The sequence below is a fragment of the Vibrio campbellii CAIM 519 = NBRC 15631 = ATCC 25920 genome (assembly GCF_002163755.1).
In the GTDB taxonomy this organism is placed as follows: domain Bacteria; phylum Pseudomonadota; class Gammaproteobacteria; order Enterobacterales; family Vibrionaceae; genus Vibrio; species Vibrio campbellii.
Genome location: NZ_CP015864.1, coordinates 1 through 24157, shown reverse-complemented (window position 1 = coordinate 24157; position 24157 = coordinate 1). Strand labels below are relative to the sequence as shown.

Annotated in this window: 23 protein-coding genes and 2 pseudogenes; 16 read left to right on the top strand and 9 right to left on the bottom strand. The window is 42.4% G+C overall.

Going from position 1 to position 24157, the window contains the following annotated elements; genetic code table 11:
- Positions 1–79: 79 nt before the first annotated feature.
- The 3 genes from ypfJ to cfa all read right to left on the bottom strand — a co-directional run bounded on the left by ypfJ (position 80) and on the right by cfa (position 3649).
- Positions 80–982 carry a KPN_02809 family neutral zinc metallopeptidase gene (gene ypfJ, locus A8140_RS15770; protein ID WP_005532321.1) on the bottom strand — a complete coding sequence of 301 codons (903 nt, stop codon included), beginning with the start codon at positions 980–982 and terminating at the stop codon, positions 80–82.
- Positions 983–1126: 144 nt separating this feature from the next.
- Complete coding sequence (locus A8140_RS15765; protein ID WP_005532320.1) at positions 1127–1912, bottom strand: hypothetical protein; 786 nt, start codon at positions 1910–1912, stop codon at positions 1127–1129.
- Between the two features lie 594 nt (positions 1913–2506).
- Positions 2507–3649 carry a cyclopropane fatty acyl phospholipid synthase gene (cfa, locus tag A8140_RS15760; RefSeq protein ID WP_005531862.1) on the bottom strand — a complete coding sequence of 381 codons (1143 nt, stop codon included), beginning with the start codon at positions 3647–3649 and terminating at the stop codon, positions 2507–2509.
- Positions 3650–3967: 318 nt separating this feature from the next.
- Here cfa and A8140_RS15755 point away from each other — a divergent pair, with 318 nt between their 5' ends.
- Positions 3968–4684: a glycosyltransferase family 2 protein gene (locus A8140_RS15755; protein WP_005531859.1), complete on the top strand. Its 717-nt coding sequence runs from the start codon at positions 3968–3970 to the stop codon at positions 4682–4684.
- Between the two features lie 52 nt (positions 4685–4736).
- Here A8140_RS15755 and A8140_RS15750 read toward each other — a convergent pair whose 3' ends face one another.
- Together A8140_RS15750 and A8140_RS15745 are read right to left on the bottom strand one after the other, a co-directional pair.
- A complete protein-coding gene (locus tag A8140_RS15750) occupies positions 4737–5126 on the bottom strand; it encodes a ribosome recycling factor family protein (protein WP_005531857.1) in 390 nt (129 codons plus the stop codon).
- A 4-nt stretch (positions 5127–5130) separates the two neighbouring features.
- Complete coding sequence (locus A8140_RS15745; protein ID WP_005531855.1) at positions 5131–6000, bottom strand: LysR family transcriptional regulator; 870 nt, start codon at positions 5998–6000, stop codon at positions 5131–5133.
- Between the two features lie 107 nt (positions 6001–6107).
- On the opposite strand from A8140_RS15745, the gene A8140_RS15740 reads away from it, so the two are divergent.
- Complete coding sequence (locus A8140_RS15740; protein ID WP_005531852.1) at positions 6108–7364, top strand: adenylosuccinate synthetase; 1257 nt, start codon at positions 6108–6110, stop codon at positions 7362–7364.
- 584 nt (positions 7365–7948) lie between these two features.
- Positions 7949–9472, top strand: a complete 1524-nt coding sequence (locus A8140_RS15735) for an EAL domain-containing protein (RefSeq protein ID WP_005531851.1) — start codon at positions 7949–7951, stop codon at positions 9470–9472.
- 187 nt (positions 9473–9659) lie between these two features.
- Here the strand turns inward: A8140_RS15735 and A8140_RS15730 are convergent, their stop codons facing one another.
- Positions 9660–10439 (bottom strand): AraC family transcriptional regulator, encoded by a 780-nt coding sequence (locus A8140_RS15730; RefSeq protein ID WP_005531850.1) that lies wholly within the window; start codon positions 10437–10439, stop codon positions 9660–9662.
- Between the two features lie 93 nt (positions 10440–10532).
- Between A8140_RS15730 and A8140_RS15725 the strand changes: the two genes are divergently transcribed.
- Complete coding sequence (locus A8140_RS15725; protein ID WP_005531849.1) at positions 10533–11744, top strand: MFS transporter; 1212 nt, start codon at positions 10533–10535, stop codon at positions 11742–11744.
- A gap of 141 nt (positions 11745–11885) precedes the next feature.
- On the opposite strand, the gene ppsR is transcribed toward A8140_RS15725, so the two are convergent.
- A complete protein-coding gene (gene ppsR / locus A8140_RS15720) occupies positions 11886–12719 on the bottom strand; it encodes a posphoenolpyruvate synthetase regulatory kinase/phosphorylase PpsR (RefSeq protein ID WP_005531848.1) in 834 nt (277 codons plus the stop codon).
- 349 nt (positions 12720–13068) lie between these two features.
- Between ppsR and ppsA the strand changes: the two genes are divergently transcribed.
- Together ppsA and A8140_RS15710 are read left to right on the top strand one after the other, a co-directional pair.
- Positions 13069–15438: a phosphoenolpyruvate synthase gene (gene ppsA, locus A8140_RS15715; protein WP_005531847.1), complete on the top strand. Its 2370-nt coding sequence runs from the start codon at positions 13069–13071 to the stop codon at positions 15436–15438.
- 186 nt (positions 15439–15624) lie between these two features.
- Positions 15625–16404, top strand: coding sequence for a lipid-binding SYLF domain-containing protein (locus A8140_RS15710; protein WP_038863446.1), 780 nt, complete (start codon positions 15625–15627; stop codon positions 16402–16404).
- A gap of 86 nt (positions 16405–16490) precedes the next feature.
- Here A8140_RS15710 and A8140_RS15705 read toward each other — a convergent pair whose 3' ends face one another.
- Positions 16491–18032, bottom strand: coding sequence for a GH3 family acyl-acid amido synthetase (locus A8140_RS15705; protein WP_005531845.1), 1542 nt, complete (start codon positions 18030–18032; stop codon positions 16491–16493).
- Between the two features lie 621 nt (positions 18033–18653).
- On the opposite strand from A8140_RS15705, the gene A8140_RS15700 reads away from it, so the two are divergent.
- A complete protein-coding gene (locus A8140_RS15700; protein ID WP_005531843.1) occupies positions 18654–18950 on the top strand; it encodes a Dabb family protein in 297 nt (98 codons plus the stop codon).
- Here the strand turns inward: A8140_RS15700 and A8140_RS25420 are convergent.
- Entirely contained in the window at positions 18947–19114 is a 168-nt protein-coding gene (locus A8140_RS25420; protein WP_169317551.1) for a DUF6559 family protein, read from the bottom strand. The two genes, A8140_RS15700 and A8140_RS25420, sit on opposite strands and share 4 nt — an antisense overlap.
- A gap of 199 nt (positions 19115–19313) precedes the next feature.
- Between A8140_RS25420 and A8140_RS25645 the strand changes: the two genes are divergently transcribed.
- From A8140_RS25645 to A8140_RS15670, 9 genes and pseudogenes are all read left to right on the top strand, one after another.
- Positions 19314–19469: a DUF5993 family protein gene (locus tag A8140_RS25645; protein WP_225247124.1), complete on the top strand. Its 156-nt coding sequence runs from the start codon at positions 19314–19316 to the stop codon at positions 19467–19469.
- Positions 19470–19480: 11 nt separating this feature from the next.
- Positions 19481–20029, top strand: coding sequence for a disulfide bond formation protein B (locus A8140_RS15695; protein WP_033000154.1), 549 nt, complete (start codon positions 19481–19483; stop codon positions 20027–20029).
- 217 nt (positions 20030–20246) lie between these two features.
- Positions 20247–20402, top strand: coding sequence for a DUF5993 family protein (locus tag A8140_RS25415; protein ID WP_005531837.1), 156 nt, complete (start codon positions 20247–20249; stop codon positions 20400–20402).
- Between the two features lie 12 nt (positions 20403–20414).
- Positions 20415–20954 carry a disulfide bond formation protein B gene (locus A8140_RS15690; RefSeq protein ID WP_005531836.1) on the top strand — a complete coding sequence of 180 codons (540 nt, stop codon included), beginning with the start codon at positions 20415–20417 and terminating at the stop codon, positions 20952–20954.
- Positions 20955–21045: 91 nt separating this feature from the next.
- Positions 21046–21189, top strand: a pseudogene (locus A8140_RS25180) (sodium/glutamate symporter); the annotation flags it as partial.
- 147 nt (positions 21190–21336) lie between these two features.
- Complete coding sequence (locus A8140_RS15685; protein WP_080619520.1) at positions 21337–21591, top strand: hypothetical protein; 255 nt, start codon at positions 21337–21339, stop codon at positions 21589–21591.
- A 373-nt stretch (positions 21592–21964) separates the two neighbouring features.
- A complete protein-coding gene (locus tag A8140_RS15680) occupies positions 21965–22981 on the top strand; it encodes a GGDEF domain-containing protein (RefSeq protein WP_005531830.1) in 1017 nt (338 codons plus the stop codon).
- A 65-nt stretch (positions 22982–23046) separates the two neighbouring features.
- Positions 23047–23862: a helix-turn-helix domain-containing protein gene (locus tag A8140_RS15675; protein ID WP_005531828.1), complete on the top strand. Its 816-nt coding sequence runs from the start codon at positions 23047–23049 to the stop codon at positions 23860–23862.
- Positions 23862–24155, top strand: a pseudogene (locus tag A8140_RS15670) (LuxR C-terminal-related transcriptional regulator); the annotation flags it as partial. The gene A8140_RS15675 and the pseudogene A8140_RS15670, both read left to right, overlap by 1 nt.
- Between the last annotated feature and the right edge of the window lie 2 nt (positions 24156–24157).

Sequence of the window (24157 nt, the reverse complement as noted above, 5' to 3'; positions counted from 1 at the left end):
GGTTTCACTCTTTGTAAACAGCAAAACCAAGATCACGGTTGCTTGACCTTCAAACTGTATAATTCTCTCTCATCATTGCTCAGTTAGTTTCGAATGTTTGGCATTGGTTTGGATCACCCGATTGAAAGCCTTTTTGAAACCACTCGACCCGCTGCTCTGAAGATCCATGAGTAAAACTATCGGGCTGTACACTTTGCCCTGCCATAGATTGTAATCGGTCATCGCCCACAGCACTTGCCGCAGCAATCCCCTCTTCCATATCTCCAGACTCAAGCAGTTTCATCTCATTATTGACGTAGAATCCCCATACGCCAGCGTAGCAGTCAGCTTGCAGTTCAAGTTTGACACTCAATTCATTCGCTTCAACTCTAGAGGATTGCTGTTGCAATTGGCGAACTTGATTGTTGGTGCCAAGCAGTGTTTGTACGTGGTGGCCAACTTCATGAGCAATTACGTAAGCGAAGGCAAAGTCTCCCGGTGCTCCGAGTCTTTTAAGCTCATCCATAAAGCTCAAATCTAGATATATTTTCCGATCTGCTGGGCAATAAAACGGCCCTGTCACCGCCTTACCCACGCCGCACCCTGTCATTGTAGAACCACTGTACAACACTAAAGTAGGCTCCGAATAACCATTAGGCAGCAGTTCACTCCAAACCGTTTCGGTCGTCCCTAGTATGGCCGCAACAAATTGGGCATTCTCATCCGTTAACGCTTGGCTATCTGCTGAGTTGTTTGGCTGTTGCGTCACTGCTGGCGTGCCTGCAATTTGTCCCATCAGGTCACCATCTCCCATAAGAGCTTGATACCCAAAGAACAGAACGCCACCAAGTAACACCACTCGCCCTACCTTGCTTTTTAAAAGGAAAGGCAGAAAACGGAACAATTGCGCAACGAGCAAGCCTGTAGAAGCAGAGCTTCTTACCCCTGGTTGTCCTCGACGGTCTTCTACGTTTGAGCTTCTTTTACTATTGCGCCATCGCATGTTTTCCTCCTGTCGCGATGCTGATTTCACTTTACATTGTGGTTCAATTTTAAGGATATTACCCAAATCACAGGCTTCTAAAATCAACAGGAGCCTAGGATCACACGACTGATCCTAGGCACTCGTGATCATTATTCGTTAGAGCTACTTTGTAATATCTACGCCAAAATGCTCGGTACAAGTCACTTGGCTAGGCTGACCGCCCGAATCATAGCCACAAAAGTCTTCCTCAAGAATGGCGTATTCGGCACGCGCATCTGCCAACTGCTGCATAAATTCTTCTTTGGTGACTTTCTTTTCTCGGTAGAAACTTGCATAAGTTGGCTGGTCCATAAAAAAGCCTTGAGCTGTGCGCACTCTCGTATCGTTTGGTGGGAGGGTCGTTAACTGGTTTTGCATGATACTCCCGTCAGGCAAATAAACTTGATAAAGAACACTGTCCTCACCCATTAAAGTGGTTGAGGTGTCAACCATCATTCCATAAGCTTCGTAGGAACCCGCCAAGCCCCCATTACAGTCCGATGCACTTTGATCGGCACTAAAGATTTTCTCATTACCATTCGTTCCACAAATACCGGGGCCAATCACGTCGGTATCGCTGGAACAATCTTGTGCCAATTTGGGAGGGTAGAGGAATACGTTACGCTGCTTGATACTGTTACCCACCACTTCGAGGTGGATAAAGCCTTTGTAGTGGTCGTATCGATAAGGCCATCTCGAAGACACGTTTGGATTACCATCACTCCCTAAAAATGTATATTCACCAACCCACCAGCCCTCTTCTCTCTGCCAAGCTTCGAAATCGAGTAAGTTAACCGCCTCTAAATCACACGAGGATTCAAGAGCGAAAGTTGTATCTTCTGTCGTATCGCTGTTACACGCTGCAATTAAAGTACAAGTAAAAATGGAAACGATTATACGTGGGGACATAAAACCTCCTTGTATTGGCTTTTATTTGTGAACCAAGGCCAACGATGCAGGTTTTATGCCCTTAAACACATAAGGCTTAAAATTACATTAAAAAGCCGTTCTATTAATTTCTTCAGTGCAACTATAAAACCTATAAATCAATAGCATAAAAATAATAGAGCATTAAAAACAGTCTCATTACTCACAGTAAAATAAACATTTCCAAGATTAGCCCATTGAAAGGTAATTAAAGATAGGAGGATAAGACTTTCCTGCAGTGATCATTTACCGATGAAAGATTTGGTAAGACCAATTTACAATACTTTAATCACAAAATGCTAATTCTCATCTAATTTCTCGCTTCTTTCGTAGTATTTCTAATTTAGGTCGTTTAGGAATTCCAAAAATTTTGATGTGTAAGTGATTTAAATAAGGACTAATTCGGAAACAATTTCAGTGAAAGCGAAAAATTTATAACTTATAACTATCGGCCTCTAAAAATAATAAATAAACTCCCCCGAGGCATGAAACCGATTCGGGGGAAATTCTTGACACCCGTATTAGTAAACCTCTAAGTATCAACAATCGGCGAGTGAATACTAGGCTCAGAAAAGGTCAAATAGCCCTTACAGTAAGTGGCTGTGACCGCCCTACTTTAGTAATAGCTATTTGCCATAAATTTAAATCTCGAGCTCTGAAGGCACCAGCACACGATAACAAATAGTATCTCCACAACCGGAAGAATCGAGAGCCGTATTTTTCTTCAAGGGATGGCCAAGTATGCTCGAAGTTTTCATACCAGGCACATAAAGTTTTATCATAGTCAGGACCAAAATTATGGAGATCTTCAATAGTAAAGTTTGGTTCCATTGCCGAAGAAAGTTGACTCAAAGAAGGAATCACACCATTGGGAAATATATATTTGTTTATCCATTTTTCGCAATCTGATTTCGAAACATTTGAGCCTATTCCATGTAGCAAGAATATTCCTTCATCACTCATAAATCTGTCAACACATTGAAAGTAATCTGAATAGTTTTTCGGACCAACATGCTCAATCATACCAATTGAAACAACAGCATCATATTTAACTTCAGGCTTATATTCACGGTAGTCTTTAAGTAAAAATCTAATGGGCAATTTTGCTAAATCGGCCTTTTTTTGCCCCATTGTTGCCTGCTCTTTCGATAAAGTTAAACCATCGCAGATCGCGCCGTAACGTTCTGAGGCAAAAGACATGAAGCTCCCCCAACCGCATCCAATATCTAGTATACGCATCCCTTTCTTAAGTCCTATTTTTCTACAAATAAGGTCTAATTTAGCTTCTTGAGCTTCTGATAAAGTCGCTGCATTTTTCCAATACCCGCATGTGTATGCCATACTCGGGTCTAACATCGCCTCATAGAGGTCATTTCCTAAATCGTAATGAGCACTAACATCTTCTTTCGCACGCACTATGCTCTGGGGATTAAAAAGTTCTTTCACTTTCTTTTTACTAAGCTCAGTTCCAAACTTTATTTTCTTGGACAATGAAATCTTAGATTCAAGATCTGCAGCAATTAGCTTGCTGAACATCAACGAAAGATCTTCACAATCCCACTGACCATCGACATAGCTTTCTCCAAAACCAAGAGAGCCGTCCGACAAAATTCGGTTAAACATATCTGTGTCATTTACTCTTATATCCCAAGCTCTATTACCATTGAGCTGAATATCTGCTGTACCCAACAAGCTTTTAAATAAGTTAAAGTTACTCATGATCACCTCTTTTAAAACATAGATAACCACTCTAATACAAACACTTACAAAAAAAACATCAACTTAAGGACGCACTTCATATTTATTAAGACTTTAATCAATAAAAGTTAACACTTACATTTACGAAGTGAATTTAAAGCACCTTCATCTATCAGAACTCGTTAGAATTAATAAAAATTTATCGTTCATCAGTTCTTATACTCACCCTAGATAACACTTACATATCAGTTTTATAGAATTCACCATTGAAACAACATAGATTTTATTTATAATCAGTAATTAATAGATATTCTTGTAAAAATACTAGGTATAGAGATAATGTGTGTGAGAAAAATATCCGTTATAATTCCTGCTCATAATGAGGAGAAATATATAAGAGGCTCGATTGAATCGGTTATTAATGCAAGTAAAAACATTAAGATTGAGACTGAGATAATCGTTGTTTTAAACAACTGTACAGATAACACAGAGTCTATCGCAAAGTCTTATGATGTCATCCTAGTTAAGGAGGAAATCCCAAACATATCAAGAGTTAGAAATACAGGTATAAAAAACGCCAGTGGGGATGTTATAGTTACCCTCGATGCAGACAATACTATGGATCCAGGCGTATTAGCTGAGGTTGTAAGACACTTAGAGACAGGTAAGTACATTGGCGGTGGTATAAGTGCTCGTCCTGATAGATATTCAATAGGAATATTACTTACAGCTTTATTAGCATTTTCAATTATCAATCTGAAAAAGAGAGTATCATTAGTTCTTTTTTGGGCTAGAAAAGAAGATATTGAGAGAGTAGGTTATTTTGATGAAGATCTGTTCATGGCTGAAGACATTGACTTCGCGCTCAGATTAAAAGAGTTGGCCAAGAGAAGAAGTTTGAAGTACGGCACCATAAGTAGATCTAAGGTTACTTGCTCTACAAGAAAGTTTGACCAATTTGGTGACTTTTTTGCGCTAAAGCTAAATATAAAAGAAATACTTAAAGGAAAAAATAAAGAAATATCGGATAGATATTGGTATAAAACTGGAAGGTGAGCTCACTTCTATTTATTTTTAACAATCAAGACTTCAGCGAATAGTATTTTAGCTAAACGTTTGCTGCAAAACGCGCTTTCCTTGCCTGTACTAAAGTGCAATTTGTTTCCGACATTAGCTCTGCCAAAGTAATGTTTGGGTTCTCCATTACCAATCGAATAAGTTTGGCTTCCAAAGGTTCAAGCTTATCGCTGTGTTTGGTAAGACCAATTTCCAATTTTTTAATCACAAAATGCAAATTTTCGTCGTCTTGGGAACGGATAACGTCGAGAAATGCTTTTAAATTCAGAGCTTCACCAGCAATTTGCCAATTGCGAGAGCGTCGAATGCGCTTCAGTTCGCACTTGTTCTCTGCGGCTATAGCTTTGGCTCGCTTAGCATGGTCACCACCAATTCGGTGAATCAAAGATGGTAAAGAGATGGTAATCGTTGTGTCTTGCATACCGTTAAACCTCTACCACAGATACATTCTCACCCACCCACTTCAATAACTGTTTGGCAGCTTTGGATAACACCTGATTCTGGCGCACGATGTAGCCAAAATCAGTGTTGGGGAAGCTGGGTAAGGGCGTCACGTCTCGTGAGAGTTTTAATCTTGGATCGAGTGAGAAGTCCGGCACAATCGCCGTTCCGAATCCGGCTTCTGCCCAATCAATTTGAGCCTCGACACTACCCACTTCCATAACTCTGTGTTTTGGCAGGTTTAGCTCTGGCAGAGAGGCATCAATCAGTTCACGCGTTCGGGTATCGTGCCCCAGTAGAATCAAGGTTTGATTTTCTTCTGTGTTCTCTTTCCATTTGAAAATATTATCGCCGAAAGCACACCAGTGTATTTGCGTCAGAGGAGTAAAGTGCAGCGGTTGACTCTCTTTCTGCGCAATAACAAAGCCGATGTCTGCGCGGGCACTTTTTACTAAATCTACCGCTTGTGATGAAGTGGTGTTGAACAGCGCTAAATCGATACCAGGATATTCATTTTTGAATTGTTGGAATGGCTTGATAAGTAACAGGCGCGAGACAATATCACTCGCCGCAATCGAGAGCGTTCCTTGCGTTAAGTCATTAATGGCATTGAGATCGGATTGGCAGATTTGCAGCTCATTCAGCATGTGCTGTGCGGTGTCTAACAAACGCTTTCCGGCTTGGGTCAATTGCACAGGGTTACGTTCAATCAACTTAGCCCGCGTTGCTTGCTCTAGCTGTTTGATATGAAGACTGACATTTGGCTGCGTCATGTGCAGTTCAATCGCTGTTTTTCCGAAATGTTTTACTTCTGCCAAAGTGACAAACGTACGTAACCAGTTCAAATCCAACATGGAAAATTACCCAATATGACTTTCTTATCAATTTAATTAGTATAATTAATTTCTCTTATTCATGCGAGCATCCTAAGATTTTCCGGTCTGTTTTTGGAGAATGAATTATGTCGTCTATCGTTGTTGTAGGTGCAAACTGGGGTGATGAAGGCAAAGGCCGCATCGTTGACTTTTTGGCAGAGCAAGCTTCTGCAAGCATTCGTTTCCAAGGTGGTAACAACGCGGGTCACACCGTAGTTAACGACCTAGGTACGTTCAAGCTGCACCAGCTACCAAGTGGCGTTTTCAACCCTGACTGTTTGGCAGTTTTAGGTCCGGGTATGGTTATCAGCCCTGCGTCGCTGTCTGAGGAGATTGCGGAAGTCGCGGAAGCGGGCGTTAAAGTGAACATGTGCATCTCTGATCGCGCAACACTGTGTCTACCTCTACACGCACTAGAAGATACGCTAGAAGAACAACGCTTAGGCGACAAAGCATACGGTTCAACTCGTCAAGGTATTGCACCTGCATACGGCGACCGTGTGATGAAAAAAGGCATCCTAGTTGGTTGGTTAAAACAACCAGAAGTTCTAGTAGAACGCATCAAGTTCTGGATGGACTGGAAACTTCCACAACTAGGTGCCCTTTACCCAACGTTTGAATTCGAGCAAACCGCTGAAGAAATGGCGAACTGGTTGCTGGAAGTGTCTGCCCCTTGGCGTGATGCTATTTGCAACGTAACGCTGCCGCTAAAAGAGCTACAAGCAAAAGACCAAACTCTACTGTTCGAAGCACAACTAGGTGCGGGCCGTGACCTTGTTTACGGTGAGTACCCATGGACAACCTCTTCAAACGTTGTGTCTATGTACGCTGGCATCGGTAGTGGTCTTCCTGCTCTGCGTCCAGAGCGTGTTATTGCAGTCGCAAAAGCGTTCAGCTCATCAGTAGGTACTGGTACGTTAATCACTGCAATGGAAGAGCAAGATGCATTCCGTGAACTAGCGGGTGAGTTCGGCGCAACAACAGGTCGCCCACGTGACATGGGTTACTTTGATGCAGTAGCGACTAAGAACGGCGTTGAGCTTCAGGCAGCGACTGAAATCGCACTGACAAAAGTAGACTGTCTGACAGGTCTTAAAGATCTAAAAATCTGTGTTGGTTACGAAGGCGAGCACAGTGAGAACCCAATTTGGCCTCAAACGGCTGCACTAGCACCAATCTACGAGAAGATGGAAAGCTGGAGTGAAGACATTACCGGTTGCCGTAAATTCGAAGAGCTACCAGTTGCGGCACAAAAATACGTTCTGCGTATTGAAGAGCTAATGGGCGTACCAGTGAAAATGGTATCGGTTGGCCCTGGTCGTGAACAAATGATTATGCGCTAAGACGTGGAATAACACGTCTATATCCAAGTTACAGTAAGTGCTTGGTTATATTAGCAAGCGGCTTTTATCTTTTCCGGGGTAAAGCCGCTTTTTTTACTTCATCAAATCATTGAGAGCTTCGGATACAGCATGCTCTTATTCCGTGACCTTCGACAAACTACACTTTCATTTAAAATTATGTAAAAAGCTCAAAAAGAGATAGGATCCTCAAAACATCAAGAGCACTTGTACTCAAGACTCTATCGTCATTAACAGCAAACACCTTTATCAACCATCAATTGACTCTTTAACCTCCAAGAGTTAATTCCAAAAATAAATATAATCATATCAAAAGCAGCCTGAATTCCGACTCCAATTTAAACGTAGTCTCTTTACTGCCGCCTTACATTTAGAGAATCCACGCTTTCTGACTTAAAAATCTATTTCAAAGACATTTTACATGACGAATATCACACTTTTATGCGCTCAATTCCTAAAAGTGAGACAATTGATATACGTTACCCAATTACTTTCTGGTTGCACCCATAACTGTGAATAATAAATTTTTTAAAAGCCCATCCAAAAGTTGGGGTGACAAGATTGTAATGATGCTTGTTGCTGTTCTCTCTTTTTGCGTCACAATGCTGGCGCTGATACCTTTCTCGCACAAACATCATAAAAAGCTCACCGAAGAGGCCACCTTGACGATTGAGTCTGAATTTTACGATTACGTAGCGCATTTAACACATCTTCTAGACGATGACTTTTTTCTTAAGTCATGTGATGATCTAATCCATGATCTAAGAGCAAGCATTTTTGGTTTAGGTATGGCTAAAGACATCGCTATCTTCGATCCAAGCGGAAAAGTGTCGTGTATGAGTAGCGAGCGCCACCCATCTTTTAGTATTTATTCACCAGTATTAACGCGGCTTGGCGACAGCGCTGGACATACAACATTGGCTTTTACTCAAAGAGTGTTAACTAACAATCAAGCTTTATTTCTCTTTTTCACCAAGCAACACGGTCGTGGCATAAGTGTAGTTTTCCCAAAAGAGTTATTAGAAGTTCTCATCAGCGATATTTTTCGCTTTGGCAACATAGATTACCGTATCGAAATAATGGAAAAAACAGTCATAAGTTCTGTTAAGTCACATCAACTTAGGTTCGAAAAGGTCAGCTCTTCAGTTCTACCATTTACTGTTTACTCAGCGATCAGCTACCCGTTTTATTTTCAATTCTTACTTAGTAAGTTTTGGGTTGGATTGCTCGGTATGGCGTGTGCACTGTTTATTCATTTATATTTTTCTTCAAGAAAGTTCGCCAAAAATAGCTTAGAGTTCTCACTTTCACGAGCGATTAAAGAACGTAATTTGACTGTTCACTATCAACCCATTGTCGATCAACGTGATGGCAGCGTTATCGGGGGAGAATCACTTGTTCGCTGGGACGACCCGGTACAGGGGTTTATTTCGCCAAGCATCTTTATTCCCCTAGCAGAAAAGGTTGGATTGATCGAACACATCACTTACCTTGTGTTGGATAAAGTGATTAGTATGATAAACAGTAATAAGATTGCTTTCGATGATCGCTACATTAGCGTCAATGTGTGCCGTTCATTAATTCTCAGAGCAGACTTCATTCGACAAGTCGAATCACGCCTTAAATACAATTATTTCATTAGTGAACACTTGGTTTTTGAGATCACCGAAGAAGCAATCTTCACCGGCAGTGAGCTTGTTATTCTTCGTCAGCATTTAGACCGTCTTACAGCGCTTGGAATTCGTATTGCGGTGGATGATTTTGGAACAGGTTATTCTGGCTTGGATTTTATCAGTCAGTATTCATTCGACATAATCAAAATTGACCGCGTGTTCGTCAATAACCTTGGAAACGGACAGACTATCCAACCTTTGTTAGAGGCAATATATACGCTTACAAAAACACTTGGTATGGCGGTTATTGTAGAAGGGGTAGAAGATCTAAATCAGTTAAAAATCTTGCGTAATCTTGGATTCTATAACATTCAAGGGTTCTACTTTTCGCAACCACTACCTAAACTAGATTTTCTTGACTATTTGAACGTAAAACCGACTACTGCTTTTAAAGAGTGCAAGTCAACTGCGATTTAAGGCCGAATTCCTTGTTGGTCTGGCCCTCGCTCGAGTATGTGCAAGGCTAAAAACTCGGCTCAATTCATTGAGATTAACTTGAAGCTCATATTTTTAATTAGCCATTTTTACTCTAATTATGCAGGAGCGAGTGTTGAGCTCTCTCAAGCTTACTGGTTATCCCCCCTCTTCATCCTGCTCTTCGGTGTCAACGAAAATCTTTCATATATTGAGCAGGAGGTTTGCCTAATAATTTTTTGAAAAAAGTGATGAACGCACTGACCGACTCATAGCCTAAATCTTCGGAAATTCGTTGAACACTTTCTCCTTTCGACAGTTTTTGTATCGAGACAATCGCATGTAATTGCGCTCGCCATTGACCAAACGTCATGCCTAATTCTTGTTTAACCAACCTCGCTAAAGTGCGCTCGCTCATCGCCAATGATTTCGCCCATTGGCCAACGTGTATTTGATTGTTCGGATCATCAATCATCCAATACGCTAATTTATTGAGTCTCGGCTCTCTTGGAATTGGGAAATCAAACCGCTCTGTCGGCATGCGGATAAGTTCATCGATTAAAACTTGGGCTAAACGCCCAACTCGTCCTGCTTCATCATAGTCTTTCTCTTCGCTGGCAAGCTCTATAACTAATTCTCGCAATAAAGGAGAAACCAATAAGGTGCACGTTTTATTGGGTAAACCTTGAACAGCCGGATCGACAAACAGCATGTAAATATCGGAGTTTGGAGCAATATCATTTTTATGAGGAATCTGGCTAGGAATCCAGACCGCACATTGATTTGGCACCATCCAAATCGCATCTTCTATCTGACTCTTTACAAACCCGGTCAAAGGCATGACCAATTGTCCTTTGTGGTGCTGATGATAAGGCAGTTCATCTTGTTTAATTTCATGCATCCGTAACGCCACCACTTTTTGGTGGTAGCTATCAGAGTCAAAATAGAAGCTAGAGAGTGGGTTCACCATGCTTGTCTGTTTTTAGCAATAATTTGTCAATATCGATAAATTCAGATTCTAATCGAAGACGTACTATGACGCCACTATCTAGGAGGCGACACTATGTCACGTAAAAATACATCAAAGCTCAATCATCCTCTTTTCCTAATTCTTGGTATTATGTTTATCGCGAGCACGTTAAGAGCACCAATCACCGGGGTAAGTCCCATTCTCGATTTCATCTCCAAAGACTTAGCACTTTCACCCACTTTGGCGGGTTTTATCACGACCTTACCTTTGATCGCCTTTGCTGTATTTTCTCCTATATCGTCAGGCGTTGCGCGTAAAGTAGGGCTAGAACCAGCTTTGATGTTTGCACTAATGACTATCTCTTTCGGGATTGTTCTACGCTCACTTGGGTCTGTTACTATGCTTTATAGCGGCACTCTACTAATTGGCATTGGCATTGCTTTTGGGAATGTACTTTTGCCCAGCCTACTAAAAAGAGACTTTCCTAATAAGGTAGCGACTCTCACTTCTATGTATGTCTTGATGATGGGAGTCGCATCAACAATCAGTGCAAGCGCAGCGTATCCAATTATGGATTGGGCAACAAAATTGCACATTGACCAAATCCCACGCTGGGGACTGTCATTGGCTAGCGTCTTGATTTTCCCAGTTCTCGCGATTGTGCTGTGGCTACCGCAAGTACGCCAGCAGACCCGGCCAACAGCAGATACCATTAAATTAGAAGGTCATCATTATCTTTGGCACACACTTTCAGCATGGCAGGTTACAACCTACCTCGCGCTTAATTCTTTTATGATGTACACCTTGATATGTTGGCTACCAAACATATTACTTGAAAAGGGTTATTCAGAGAGTGAAGCTGGCTTCTTGCATGGAATGCTTCAACTGGCCACCGCTATTCCTGCTTTGGTTCTTATTCCCCTTATGGCCAGAATGAAGGACAAACGCGGTTTGAGCAGCATGATTTCAGCTTGTGCCGTATTAGGGCTTGTCGGATTAATGCTATTGCCTCAGCTTGCTGTGGTTTGGATCATTGCGATCGGGTTTAGTCTTGGTGGAGGGTTTATTCTTAGCCTGTCTTTTGTCGGCTTACGCACGCACGATGCACACCAAGCGGCTGCGCTGTCAGGTATGGCGCAATGCGTCGGGTATTTATTTGCCGCCACTGGCCCGATTGTTTTCGGCTTTTTGCATGAGTCCTTTCATTCTTGGCAAGAGCCTTTGATTTTCCTATTTGCGATTTCCTTGTTATGGACTAGCATCGCTTTCATTTCAGGCAAACCACAAATGATCAAAACCCGTTAATACTTCCGGCTTACTTAGCATCAATGCAATGAATTGAGACAAGACCTCCATAAAAAGACACACCCACAAGAAAACAAGGTGCCGATATTGGCTATCAGCACCTTGTTAAGTTCTGCTCACAAGTAATATCCGGAAATGTTCTTAAAATAGGCGACGTTTCATTCCTGCTTTTTCTAATATACGCGTAGTGATTTCTTCCACCGACAAAGACGAAGTGTTGATATAAGGAATTGCCTCCCGTCTAAACAGCGCTTCTACCGTATCAAGCTCCAACTTACATTGCTCTGTGCTCGCGTATTCGCTGCCTGACAATCGGTTCTCGCGGATCTCGTTCAAACGTTCTGGATTGATGGTTAAACCAAATAACTTGTGGCGATGAATCTCAAACTCCGGCAATAAGCGCATCATCTTGACGTCTTCTGCAATAAACGGGTAGTTCACCACACGTAAGCCAAATTGCATCGCCATGTACAGGCTGGTCGGTGTTTTGCCACTGCGTGACACGCCAAGGAGGATAATATCGGCCTCATCCAAGCCTTTAAGTGTGATGCCATCATCGTGAGCAAGCGTGTATTCAATCGCAGCGATACGGTCGAAATAGGTGTCCGAATCTTTGCTTACGCTGCGTGAGCGCTGCATCTTCGGCTGTGGCTCCATCTGAATGTCGTCTTGTACCTTCTGCACAATGCTCTCCAGCACGTCATAACCGTGAGCTGGCGCTTTGAGTAACATTTCACGAATTTCTGGCACAACAATCGAGAAGAATACCAAGGGCTTAACCCCATCACGTTGGTAGGAAATCTCGATTTCCTTGATGACATCGGCAACTTTGTCTTCACTTTCGACAAAAGGGAAGGTTTTTTCATTAGGAATGAAGGAAAACTGACCCAAAACAACATGGCCTAATGTCTCACATGTTATGGCCGTTCCGTCAGAAACATAGAATACATCACGACTTTGGCTATTTATTTGCATTTTTGTTTATTTTTTCAAATTCATTTGAGTAGGATGGTTTACATAATATTAATAAATGAGTTTGGCTTGCAATTGCGTGCCCCACAGCTTTGAAAATTCTTCGGAGTTTTTTTAAGTAAACACGTAATCGTTTGCCTTTCATATCAACCAAGAAAAGTGTTGATACATGTTTGCGTCGGAAAATTCGTTTAAGCCCTAGTTGGGAAGTTGTAGTTAACGCCCCTTAGCTGCAATGGCTGTTGTCAGCCCGAGACTGTGTCTTCGATGACATTAACCTGCAAGGATGAACCACCGCTGTTCAAGGTTGGTATTAACCCCCTACAAAGCTGCAATGTTTCTGGAGAAAGACATGCAAAAGAACACCCTCTGGTTCAATGGACTATCCATGGATGATGTCGACAAGGTCGGCGGTAAGAATGCTTCACTTGGCGAAATGGTTTCTAACCTAGCCAATGTTGGTGTATCAGTACCAAACGGTTTTGCGACAACCTCATATGCGTTTAACCAATTCCTTGACCACGAAGGTTTGGATGAGCGTATTCACCAACTACTTGATGAACTAGACGTTGAGGATGTAGAGGCTCTGCGAAAGACAGGTGCCACCATTCGTCAATGGGTATTAGAAGCCCCGTTCCCTGCGGATCTTGAACAAGACATCCGTGATAACTACAAAGAACTGACAGACAATCATCCTGAGATTTCTGTTGCCGTTCGCTCTTCTGCAACTGCAGAGGATCTACCGGATGCGTCATTTGCTGGTCAGCAAGAGACGTTCCTAAACGTAAAAGGCATTGATGCAGTACTAGAAGCGACCAAGCACGTTTACGCTTCTCTGTTCAATGACCGTGCAATTTCATACCGTGTACACCAAGGCTTTAACCACCGCGGCATTTCGCTGTCGGCAGGTATTCAACGCATGGTGCGCTCGGACAAAGCCTCTTCTGGCGTTATGTTCACCCTAGATACGGAATCGGGCTTCGACCAAGTCGTGTTCATCACCTCTTCTTGGGGCTTGGGTGAAATGGTGGTTCAGGGCGCAGTTAACCCTGATGAGTTCTACGTTCACAAGCCAATGCTAGAAGCGGGTCAACACCCGATTGTTAAGAAGACCTTTGGCTCTAAGCAGATAAAAATGATCTACTCTGACCGTCAAGAGATCGGTAAGCAAGTTGAGATCATCGACACGCCAGTAGAAGAGCGCAACGCCTTCTCTCTGAATGATGAAGAGATCAAAGAGCTAGCAAAACAAGCGATGATCATCGAGAAGCACTACAAACGCCCTATGGATATTGAATGGGCAAAAGATGGCATCGACGGCAAACTTTACATCGTACAGGCACGCCCAGAGACCGTATGTTCGCAAAGCGAGCAAAACGTGATTGAGCGTTACGAGCTAAGCAACAAAGCAGACGTTTTGGTTGAAGGTCGTGCGATTGGCCAACGTATCGGTAAAGGCCCAGTGCGCTTAGTCGATTCTCTAGACCAAATGTCACTGGTACAAGACGGTGATGTGCTGGTGACAGACATGACTGACCCAGATTGGGAGCCAGTAATGAAAAAGGCATCTGCGATTGTCACTAACCGTGGCGGTCGTACTTGTCACGCTGCGATCATCGCACGTGAGCTTGGTATTCCTGCAATCGTTGGTTGTGGTGATGCCACCGGCAAACTGACGGACGGTGAGACAGTGACTGTGTCGTGTGCAGAAGGTGAAACGGGCTACGTTTACCAAGGTGAGTTGGAGTTTGAAATCAAGCGCTCTGCGGTCGATGAGCTTCCACTGCTTCCAACGAAAGTCATGATGAACGTGGGTAACCCAGATCGTGCATTCGACTTCGCTCAAATTCCAAACGAAGGTGTGGGCCTTGCGCGTCTTGAATTCATCATCAACAAGATGATTGGTATTCACCCGAAAGCCTTGCTGAACTTCGATGCACAAAGCGATGAGCTAAAAGCTGAAATCACTGATCGTATCCGTGGTTACAAAGATCCAATTGATTTCTACGTTAGCAAGCTAACCGAAGGTATTGCGACCATTGCATCTGCATTCTGGCCAAAACGCGTGATCGTTCGTATGTCTGATTTCAAATCGAACGAGTACAGCAACTTGGTGGGCGGTAAAGGTTACGAACCACACGAAGAAAACCCTATGCTGGGCTTCCGTGGTGCGTCTCGCTACATTTCTCCAGTGTTTGAAGACTGTTTCGAGCTAGAAACTCAAGCAATCAAACGCGTTCGTAACGAGATGGGTCTGAAGAACGTTGAAATTATGATCCCATTCGTACGTACACCGAGCGAAGCGGCATCAGTAATCGACCTACTAGCCAAGTTCGACCTTCGTCGTGGCGACCAAGGTTTGAAAGTCATCATGATGTGTGAGCTACCGTCAAACGCAGTACTTGCTGAAGAGTTCTTGAAGTACTTCGATGGCTTCTCTATCGGTTCGAACGACATGACTCAGCTTACACTTGGTCTTGACCGTGACTCTGGCGATGTTGCTCACCTATTCGATGAACGTAACCCAGCAGTAAAAGCCATGCTGCAAATGGCAATCGATGCGGCAACCAAAGCAGGCAAATACGTCGGTATCTGTGGCCAAGGTCCATCCGACCACGATGACCTAGCGGAATGGTTGATGGAGCAAGGCATTAGCTCTGTGTCATTGAACCCAGATACGGTTATCGATACTTGGTTGAAGCTAGGTAAAGTGAGCAAGTAAAACGAGCCTTCCTAACTTGTAATACGAAGCCCTCAAGCTCCTAAGTTTGAGGGCTTTTTCTTTACCCAGCATGTCAAAGCGATGTAAGTTCGTGACCGCAATCCCAAGCTATGTCTTCCTCTCATTTTCCCTCCACCCTTTTTCACCTAAAATTAAAACACACCTATTTCATAGAAGAATGGATATATGAAAAAGCCTCTTGCCCTTATCACTGCCTTAACCTTGCTCGCTTCTCCGGCTTATGCCGACTGGGACGACATTTCTAACAGCCTTTCAGACTTAGGGGATGCTGTTTCCGATACGGCTAAAGAGACATGGGGCGACACCAAAGAATTCGCTAAACAGGCATGGGAAGATTTCACTAATTGGTCAGAAGATGCGATCAACACTGCTGGCGAATGGACGGATGCAAGTATAGAAACCAGTAAAGAGTGGATCGACGAAGCTGACAAGAAAATTGATGAGCTGATGGAAGGTGATACACCGGAAGAAGCTCGCAAAGCGATTGACTTGATGTCGGATAGCACCCTGCTCAAACTGTTTAATGAGAAGCCAGAAGCGAAAGATCTTTACGATAAAGCTTACGGTTATGCGGTGTTTGATTCACGTAAACTGTCGTTGTTGTTCCACACAAACTCCGGTTCTGGTGTTGCAGTCAATAAGTCAACGGAAAAGCGCACTTACATGAACATGTTTGGTGCTGGCGTCGCCCTTGGCGTTGGTGGCAAGTTCTACCAACAAGTCGTGCTGTTTGAAAAAAAAAAAGACTTCAACACCTTTGTCGAGGACGGCTGGGAAGCATCGAGCGAAGCTTCTTTAGTTGCTGGTGAGGATGTCGAAGAGATGACAGCGAAATTCAACAGTGGCGTAGCCGTGTATCAGCTAAACACCACGGGGTTGTTGGTTGATGCGAACTTTTCTGGCTCGAAGTACTGGGTCAACGAAGAGTTGACTAACTCACAGTAAGCTTTGAGTAAAGCTGGGAATAGCTCATTTGAGGGTTAACATGATCTAACCTCATCAGTTAATCCTCTTAAATGGTATCAAACCGGTTATCCAGCCTTAGATACTTCCTCAAAGTTTACGTTCGCTTGTGGTGCCTTAGCTTGGGCAATTAATATATTCGCGATATCGCGATTATTGGAGACTCTGGGAATCTTTTGTTGATTATCGACTTGTTTCTTATTTTTAAGGAGATAATCGCAAAATGAGCGTTCTCTTAGCCTTGTCACTACAGGCATGCTAAGTTCTCCCTTACTACGAAATGCCTGATAAAATGCACACTGTGACATTAACGCTTCATCAAGCTTCTCAGATAACATCGATAAGTTGACCTGTTCATTATCGGGTAATTCGATAAACCATTGATGATAAAATAATTTGGCGTCATTGCAAATTGGGCTAGGGGCTACTGTAAACTCATGCACACTAATATTTAGCTTTTGCGCAACCTGACTCATCACCAACTCAACATGTTCACTCCGGATATGTTCACCCATAATATTTAATTCATGCTGTGTCCTTCCACATACCACTATACGGTAAGGGTTGGTAGAAACAAATTTCACTATATCACCCACACAATAGCGATATAAACCTGAAAACGTGGATATTAACATCACGTAGGCTTGGTCTACTTGTACCTCTTGCAAAGAAAGACATGTAGGTATCGCATTATGAAATTCGTTCAAAGGGATAAATTCAAAAAAGACGCCGTTATGAGTATCGAGTAACATTCCCTCTTCTTTTAAATCTTGCACTGCAAAAAAAGCCTCCGAAGAACAATAAAACTCACGAACATTTACTTTATGACCCAATATCTTCTCTATCGCGGGCAAGTAAGGTTGGTATCGAGTCCCTGAAGAATAAAAAGTATCAAGATTAGGGAATATATGATCTAAGCACTCAGAGCCGGATACTTTTTGACAAGCTTGCAACATTACAACCACCCAAGAAGGAAAGCCGACGATAGAACGAATATCCTCAGCATGGATAGCCTCACGAGCAATTTGTAGCATCATCTCTTCGTGCTCAGGAATATCTAAAGTATCCTCAGCAGGTATAACACCTGTGAATAGCCTTTTAGGCAATAGTTTACGAGTCAATCCTGAAAGCCTACCAATGGGAAAACCATTCATCGAGGCGGTCTTACACGAACCCGTTAAGGCAATACAGTTGGCGTGGACCAGTGATTTTTGCTGACTCACTAAAGGGTATAAATGTGCCAACTGCATCGAGCCAAGTAATTGATTGGCCTGACTTTCCTTTGTCACTGGAACATATTTGATTTCTCCCGTCGTGCCTGAAGTACACGCAAAGTAACGCGGTTTACCAGGCCAAAGTACATTTTTCTCCCCAAGAGTAACTCTTTGCATATAAGGAGCAATGGTTTCATTAGTCTGGATGGGAACAAACGACTGAAAATCTCTTATGTTACAAACTCGATGGAAATTATATCGCTGACCAAATTGGGTTTTCCTACCTAGTTTAATCAACTTCTTAAACACGTTTTCTTGACCAGTGATGGGGTCATTAAGTAGTTTCTTATATTTTTTCTTAACTTGAGCATATCGAAGAGCGTGGATAAATTTCACTGTCTAATCCTTATCATTGGGTAAGCATCTAAATGATTCATATAGCAAGAAGGTAAGGATAAATGCGGTATTGAATGCAATACCTTTCTGCTAATTGGATAACATTAGACCAATAAAAAATAAGCAATCGAATGCATACTAAGAATTTTTGGTGGGCTTTGCTAATTTTGATTGTAATCACAATTATTTATGTAACAACAGAGTGCTCTCTTAAACGAGGAAAGCTTAAAGCTAGGTATTAATAGCCCTTTTTGAGATTAGATGGACGTTATTCTTGTTGGAAAAGTGAGAAACATTAGATATGACATTAATTTTCGCTCTGCACCATGGTAACGAGCGCAACATAAAGAGGTGGAAGCCCGTAACTTAGCTAACTATCAAATTATTAATCAACAAAGCACACACTAATGAACACTTATCTTTGCAGCAATAGTTCGGCATGAAGCTGAATCATCTGGTGTTTTGAAAGAAGTTCCTAATCAAGCAGATTCTACAGTGCTCTGTATTCCGTTTTTCAAACTAGGCACTTAGATTTCTTTGATTTAAATTTTATGGTTTTAACTTCTACCAATTTACAATAATACGCTAACACAAAATAAAATGTATGAAGGTTCTCACCCCATGATCAGACACATTCTACTCATCAAATTTCAAGCTTCTGCCACCAGCGAAAAAATCCAACACTTGCGAGAGCTATTCGAAGCCATGCCAAAGAAAGTGGAAGGCGTCACCGACGTTGAATGGGGCTTAAACAACAGCCCAGAAGGTAAAAACAAAGACTACACACACGCTGTAATGATGACGTTTGCCAATGAAGCGGGTCGTCAGAACTACCTACCTCACCCAGAGCACGATGCGTTGAAAGAGGTGTTTAGACCACTGCTTGAAGACATTATCGTGTTCGATTACGAGGTCTAGTATCGACTAATCACTCCAAATCGGAAGGACGCATCATCATGTATACGTCCTCCTTTCCAGCCGCCATAGCCCAACAAATTCGATACCTCTTGCACGTTGTAATCACCACCTTCGATAAGGTCATTCGAGACATCAGTGCGCAGAGACTCAATTTCAGCAACCATTTAGAAGTGATATAAAAAACTGGAAAAAATCAATTTATTAGTTATAAAAACGATACAAAATCAAAACTGAAAAATAAAAACCCAAAAAAAACAACAAAAAAACAACAATGCGCCGACCTTTTAGTAATAAAATTCTTACTGCTACGTTAGGTAGTTCATTTAAAAATTAAAAAAGTAAGAAAGTGAAGGTCTCAACATTATGATGAGTTTAATATTTCTAATACTCCTAGTCGCTATGATAAGCGTATTTACTGGCAAGAAGGGGCTGGGCTATACGTGTTTTGTGACGTCCGTGATCCTGAGTTTGTACTGGTTTCAACACCATGCAACAGACAGCTTGTCGATCTTGTTGTAGGGGGTGAAGCAATGAATAGAAAAACAATAGATACACTCAACACGCTAGGACTTTTGGGTATGACGCTTGTTCTACTCACGGGTTCAATTTTACAATTTAGCTTGGGGGAACTACCCTGCCCACTTTGTTTGTTGCAAAGATTAGGGTTTGTGATGATCATGTTTGGCTTCTTGCTAAATGTCGTATATGGCATTGAGCAAAAACACTACGGGGTTATTCTGATTGGCGCTTTATTCGGTATAGCGACATCACTAAGACAGATCTCTCTTCACGTTATCCCGGGAACACCGGGGTTTGGAAGCCCTATCTTAGGCATGCACTACTACACATGGGCGTTCGTTATCTTCTGTATGGCTGTTGCTGGTATTGCTCTGCTTCTCATTCTCTGGGATAACAGGTATTCAAACCAAAACCACGAAATGAGCCCGCTTGCCAAAAGTGTTTGCATACTAGCAATCGCAACAGTTCTAATAAACGTCATTTCAACGTTTATCGAGTGCGGCCCATTTGAGTGTCCGGCAGATCCTGTGAGCTATTGGCTTCTTGATCTATTCAAATAATTAAAAAGCTCAGCACCACTTGAAGAACACCGCCCTCACTAGCCCCGGAGTTACCTGCTTTGGGGCTTTTTAATACAAATTCCCAAGATGGGATTGTTCGCATAATTCCACATTACAAACCAATAAATTTCTCTTTTTTGTTGTATAAATTCGCGCATTAACCTCCAGTATCTATAGTTAAAAGGATTGAAATCAGAGAGTAAGGAAGGAACTCCTCATGATGGCACTAATCTTTTTACTATTATTAATCGCAATGCTTAGCGCATTTTTAGGTAAGAAAGCAGTGGGCTACGCCTTCTTTGCTTCCTCGGTGATCATTGGTCTGTATTGGTTCAATCATCACGCCACCGATCCTCTTTCAATATTGCTATAAAGGGGGCTACACATGAATAGAAACAATCTAGCTTTACTTAATACCTTTGGCCTACTTGGCATGACTGCCGTGCTGTTGATTGGTTTTGTGCTGCAATTTGCTCTGAATGAGCTGCCTTGCCCACTCTGTTTATTGCAACGTATCGGCTTTGTTATGATCATGTTTGGTTTCTTATTAAACGTGGTCTATGGCCCACAATCTCGACACTATGGTGTAGTGCTGATCGGTGCGTTATACGGTGTGGCAACTTCATTGAGACAAGTTTCGTTGCACGTGATACCTGGTACGCCAGGTTACGGTAGCCCAATCTTTGGGATGCACTATTACACTTGGGCGTTTGTCTTGTTTGTTGCCACGATATTTGCAGTCGCAGTCATCCTTATGCTGACCAGCAGAGAAGAGTCACCAGAGCCTTATGAAATGAGTAATTTGGGACGTATCACATGCCTACTAGCGATCTCTGTCGTAGCACTTAATGTTATTGGCACGTTTGCGGAGTGTGGTCCTTATCAATGTCCTGATAATCCAGAAAGTTACTGGCTATTTAACTAACGGGTTATTCATCGAACTAAGAGGAGTGTACAAGGCTTATTCAACCTTGTATCACTCCTCTTTTCTATTGGTCACAAAAGTACGGTTTTCAACGGCAATGGCAAACATGTCGGCGGTCGCGCAAAAGTATGGTAATTCACACCAAGCCTTTATCATCGTGCCTTTGGTCTGCGCATTTTTCATCGATTTAGCCAATGCACTGATCATCCCTTACTTCATCACCTGGATTGGATAATTAACACACCACTCGGTTAAAAAGAGGTCACTCCGATGGCCTCTTGCTGTATTCGCGTAAATATTGCTAACACCCTCCCCCTCACTCAGTTGTATAATACTTATCCTGAAATATTTTGTTACGAGCTCTGTAACTCTTGAGATGAACATGAACAGCAGCAGATGGGTTGGCCTATCAATCGGCACACTCTTTTTAATTGGCACACTCTTTCTCTTTGGCTCGACGGTCCATGCGTCGTGGTACAAGATGCCAATGGAAGCCGTAAACGGCATCGCGTTTACCTTGTCTTTTGGCTTGGGACTGAATCACTTTTTTGCCTACATTTCTGCCTTTGTGACGCTTGCTGCTCTGTTTTATCTTGGTTATGCAATGGGTTACCTTGTCCACCGAAAACTCAAGTAGTAGCCTCCGACTTGAGAATGATGTTATTGATAATCCTTAGCACTTAAGTACCAGTTTTTACAAGATAAATTTGCCGGTATCCCACTTTTTATGCGGACATATTGAGATCGGGGCATTTTCCCGAAAACCGTATAGTTTTATGCAACTTTGCCTCATAGAATAGTTTATAAAAACGGCAGTAGGTATCGAGCAACTTTATGAAATGCAGTGTCGCTTGCAGACGAGAAAAACGCCCGAAAAAAGCATATGCGCATCGCACTTCTAACTTCATGCGATACCATTTATTTGTTTCTCACGTTCTCCATTCACACTCACCCCATACGGACTCCTCTCGCTAACTGCCCATTATTTGCTGTTCCTTTGAGACATAACTATGGACAGAACGCAGTTCACCAAAATTTTTACGCACTACTACATGCGCTCAACAAGTTTGGGGATTCTTATTACCCTTTTCGCTTGTGCAATCAGAGGGGTTGATTATGTTGTATACCTTCCTTATGCATTATCCGCGGGAATTTGCTTTATCTACCTTTGGGTGGGCAAAGCATTCGCACTCGAACAAAAACAGCGCTCAGTTGTTATCGCACTGATACTCGGATATACCCTCACATTTTATTTGTACTACTTCTTAGGCGGACACTTTCTTTTTTCTTCCTTGGTTACAGTCAATATTCTTCTCACTTTGATTGAGTTTGGCGTTCTTTGGTCGTCAATCACATATGTCCTATCAATGGCTATTTGCTTTAACATTGATTTGATAACCGCGGGTAACGACCCGTTTAAACTACAAAGTTTAAGTGAGTTTTCCATTCGGAGTACGTTTCTGTACTTGTTCAACCTATTTATTTACAAGGGCTTACGCTCAATTGAAAGTTATTGGCACAGCGCTTGGCAAACGCAATATGAACAAGTTGAAAAACTAGAAAGACTGCTAGAGATAGATGAGCTAACAGGCTGCTACTCTCGCTTCAAAGGCAATCAGTTGATAGAGCAACAGATTCAACGAGCTCAACCGTTCACTTTGCTATATATCGACTTAGATGGCTTTAAAGCCGTGAATGACGAATTTGGTCATGACGCTGGAGACAAAGTACTGCGTATCACTGCGCAACGTATTTTGAACATGCTGCACAACGACCAATTCGCCACAAGAATTGGCGGTGACGAGTTCATTCTTTGCTTACCTGAGCTCGAAAATACAAAGGATTTAGAACAGTTTCAGTCTTTGCTACATCAAGCATGCAGTGCACCTATTTTTATCCATTTTCAAAACGTTCACATCGGTTTGAGTGTTGGCGTTGCTCGCTTCCCTTATGAGGGAAGCTCTAGTGACACCTTAATCCAACATGCAGACCAAATGATGTACCTCACAAAAAGATCAAGAACATAGAGTTTTGGCTCATTCTGAGCCGCTTCGAAGCAATTAAAAATATAATGAGTTCAGGACGTAGATATATGGTTAACAAGTTAGAATTTTCGCACGCAGTTGCTGCAATTCGAAAGGAGAGGGGTTTAACTCAAGGCCAATTAGCCGATGAGTTAGCAAGGAGTTACAGTGCTTTTGAGAGTTTAAACCAACCGACGTTAAGTCAATGGGAAAGCGGCAAAGTAACACCAAGTTTATTAAAACGACTCGCCTTCTCTCACTATATAGGCGAACAATACCAATACACTTCCAGCGAGTACAAGCGTGTCAAAACCTCGCAAAGTAAAAGCATTTACTTGAGCTTTAAAGACATTGTTTACCAGTATCAGGTTACCGATGTCAAAAGTTGCTCCCTCAGCCAAATCAGCCTGTCCGAATACGAACAGATCGACGCAGTTCACAAGCAGTTAATCACACCAGGCGGTGTGGAAGACACGCTGAACCAATTTGGTGAATCCCCCAGTAAGGCGCGTCTTTATTACTGCAAAGGTATGTTAGTTGGTCATCTCATTTACCAAGAGCTGAGGTCTGAATTTAGGATTCTCAGCTTATGGCATTTAGGACGGTCGATTTTGAAGTTTTTGGTCTCAGATATCCTTCACGTAATGGGCAATGCCATCATCCATTTTCCGGTTCATGAGCCCGTGATTAAACAACTTTTATTCGACATTTTCATACGGGATTTCTACCACCATAGACGAGTCACGTTTTTTAAAGCATCCGCCACACAAATATTTGAAAACCCCATGGTAAAGCATTGCTTTGATGGGCTTTTGGATCTGGTGCTCTATCGCTTCCATCAAGTAGGAAATGAATTTATGCAGTCTCGAGAGGAGGCCCACTAATGCTGAACAACAACACAATCAAAAACACCATCTTATTGTTTACCTTCAATAATATTCAAGGTCGAGGTTTACAAACCGCCATTGAACAACAACTTGGGCAGCCGGTGTTATTGGCCAAAGGCGCTGAAGTTGACTTACCTCCTCACCAAGATGAGCACTATGTCGCAATCGTCGATAGCTCGTTACCTGATCTTTCTGAAGTCAAGATGACACTCAGTGAATTGGAACATGTCGATGCGACCATATTAGTAAACGCCGAACCCAACTTAGGCGTAGAAAGCCTGCTCACTTGGTC

What these genes read in the sequence shown, in the direction of transcription:
- A8140_RS25420 (WP_169317551.1), bottom strand. Translation starts at nt 19,114, where the DNA reads ATGGTTGCTGAAATTGAGTCTCTGCGCACTGATGTCTCGAATGACCTT.
- A8140_RS15680 (WP_005531830.1), top strand. Translation starts at nt 21,965, where the DNA reads ATGGACAGAACGCAGTTCACCAAAATTTTTACGCACTACTACATGCGC.
- A8140_RS15710 (WP_038863446.1), top strand. Translation starts at nt 15,625, where the DNA reads ATGAAAAAGCCTCTTGCCCTTATCACTGCCTTAACCTTGCTCGCTTCT.
- ppsA (WP_005531847.1), top strand. Translation starts at nt 13,069, where the DNA reads ATGCAAAAGAACACCCTCTGGTTCAATGGACTATCCATGGATGATGTC.
- A8140_RS15755 (WP_005531859.1), top strand. Translation starts at nt 3,968, where the DNA reads ATGTGTGTGAGAAAAATATCCGTTATAATTCCTGCTCATAATGAGGAG.
- A8140_RS15735 (WP_005531851.1), top strand. Translation starts at nt 7,949, where the DNA reads ATGATGCTTGTTGCTGTTCTCTCTTTTTGCGTCACAATGCTGGCGCTG.
- A8140_RS15685 (WP_080619520.1), top strand. Translation starts at nt 21,337, where the DNA reads ATGAACAGCAGCAGATGGGTTGGCCTATCAATCGGCACACTCTTTTTA.
- cfa (WP_005531862.1), bottom strand. Translation starts at nt 3,649, where the DNA reads ATGAGTAACTTTAACTTATTTAAAAGCTTGTTGGGTACAGCAGATATT.
- A8140_RS25645 (WP_225247124.1), top strand. Translation starts at nt 19,314, where the DNA reads ATGATGAGTTTAATATTTCTAATACTCCTAGTCGCTATGATAAGCGTA.
- ypfJ (WP_005532321.1), bottom strand. Translation starts at nt 982, where the DNA reads ATGCGATGGCGCAATAGTAAAAGAAGCTCAAACGTAGAAGACCGTCGA.
- A8140_RS15700 (WP_005531843.1), top strand. Translation starts at nt 18,654, where the DNA reads ATGATCAGACACATTCTACTCATCAAATTTCAAGCTTCTGCCACCAGC.
- A8140_RS15725 (WP_005531849.1), top strand. Translation starts at nt 10,533, where the DNA reads ATGTCACGTAAAAATACATCAAAGCTCAATCATCCTCTTTTCCTAATT.
- A8140_RS15745 (WP_005531855.1), bottom strand. Translation starts at nt 6,000, where the DNA reads ATGTTGGATTTGAACTGGTTACGTACGTTTGTCACTTTGGCAGAAGTA.
- A8140_RS15765 (WP_005532320.1), bottom strand. Translation starts at nt 1,912, where the DNA reads ATGTCCCCACGTATAATCGTTTCCATTTTTACTTGTACTTTAATTGCA.
- A8140_RS15730 (WP_005531850.1), bottom strand. Translation starts at nt 10,439, where the DNA reads ATGGTGAACCCACTCTCTAGCTTCTATTTTGACTCTGATAGCTACCAC.
- A8140_RS15690 (WP_005531836.1), top strand. Translation starts at nt 20,415, where the DNA reads ATGAATAGAAACAATCTAGCTTTACTTAATACCTTTGGCCTACTTGGC.
- A8140_RS25415 (WP_005531837.1), top strand. Translation starts at nt 20,247, where the DNA reads ATGATGGCACTAATCTTTTTACTATTATTAATCGCAATGCTTAGCGCA.
- A8140_RS15695 (WP_033000154.1), top strand. Translation starts at nt 19,481, where the DNA reads ATGAATAGAAAAACAATAGATACACTCAACACGCTAGGACTTTTGGGT.
- A8140_RS15740 (WP_005531852.1), top strand. Translation starts at nt 6,108, where the DNA reads ATGTCGTCTATCGTTGTTGTAGGTGCAAACTGGGGTGATGAAGGCAAA.
- A8140_RS15675 (WP_005531828.1), top strand. Translation starts at nt 23,047, where the DNA reads ATGGTTAACAAGTTAGAATTTTCGCACGCAGTTGCTGCAATTCGAAAG.
- A8140_RS15750 (WP_005531857.1), bottom strand. Translation starts at nt 5,126, where the DNA reads ATGCAAGACACAACGATTACCATCTCTTTACCATCTTTGATTCACCGA.
- ppsR (WP_005531848.1), bottom strand. Translation starts at nt 12,719, where the DNA reads ATGCAAATAAATAGCCAAAGTCGTGATGTATTCTATGTTTCTGACGGA.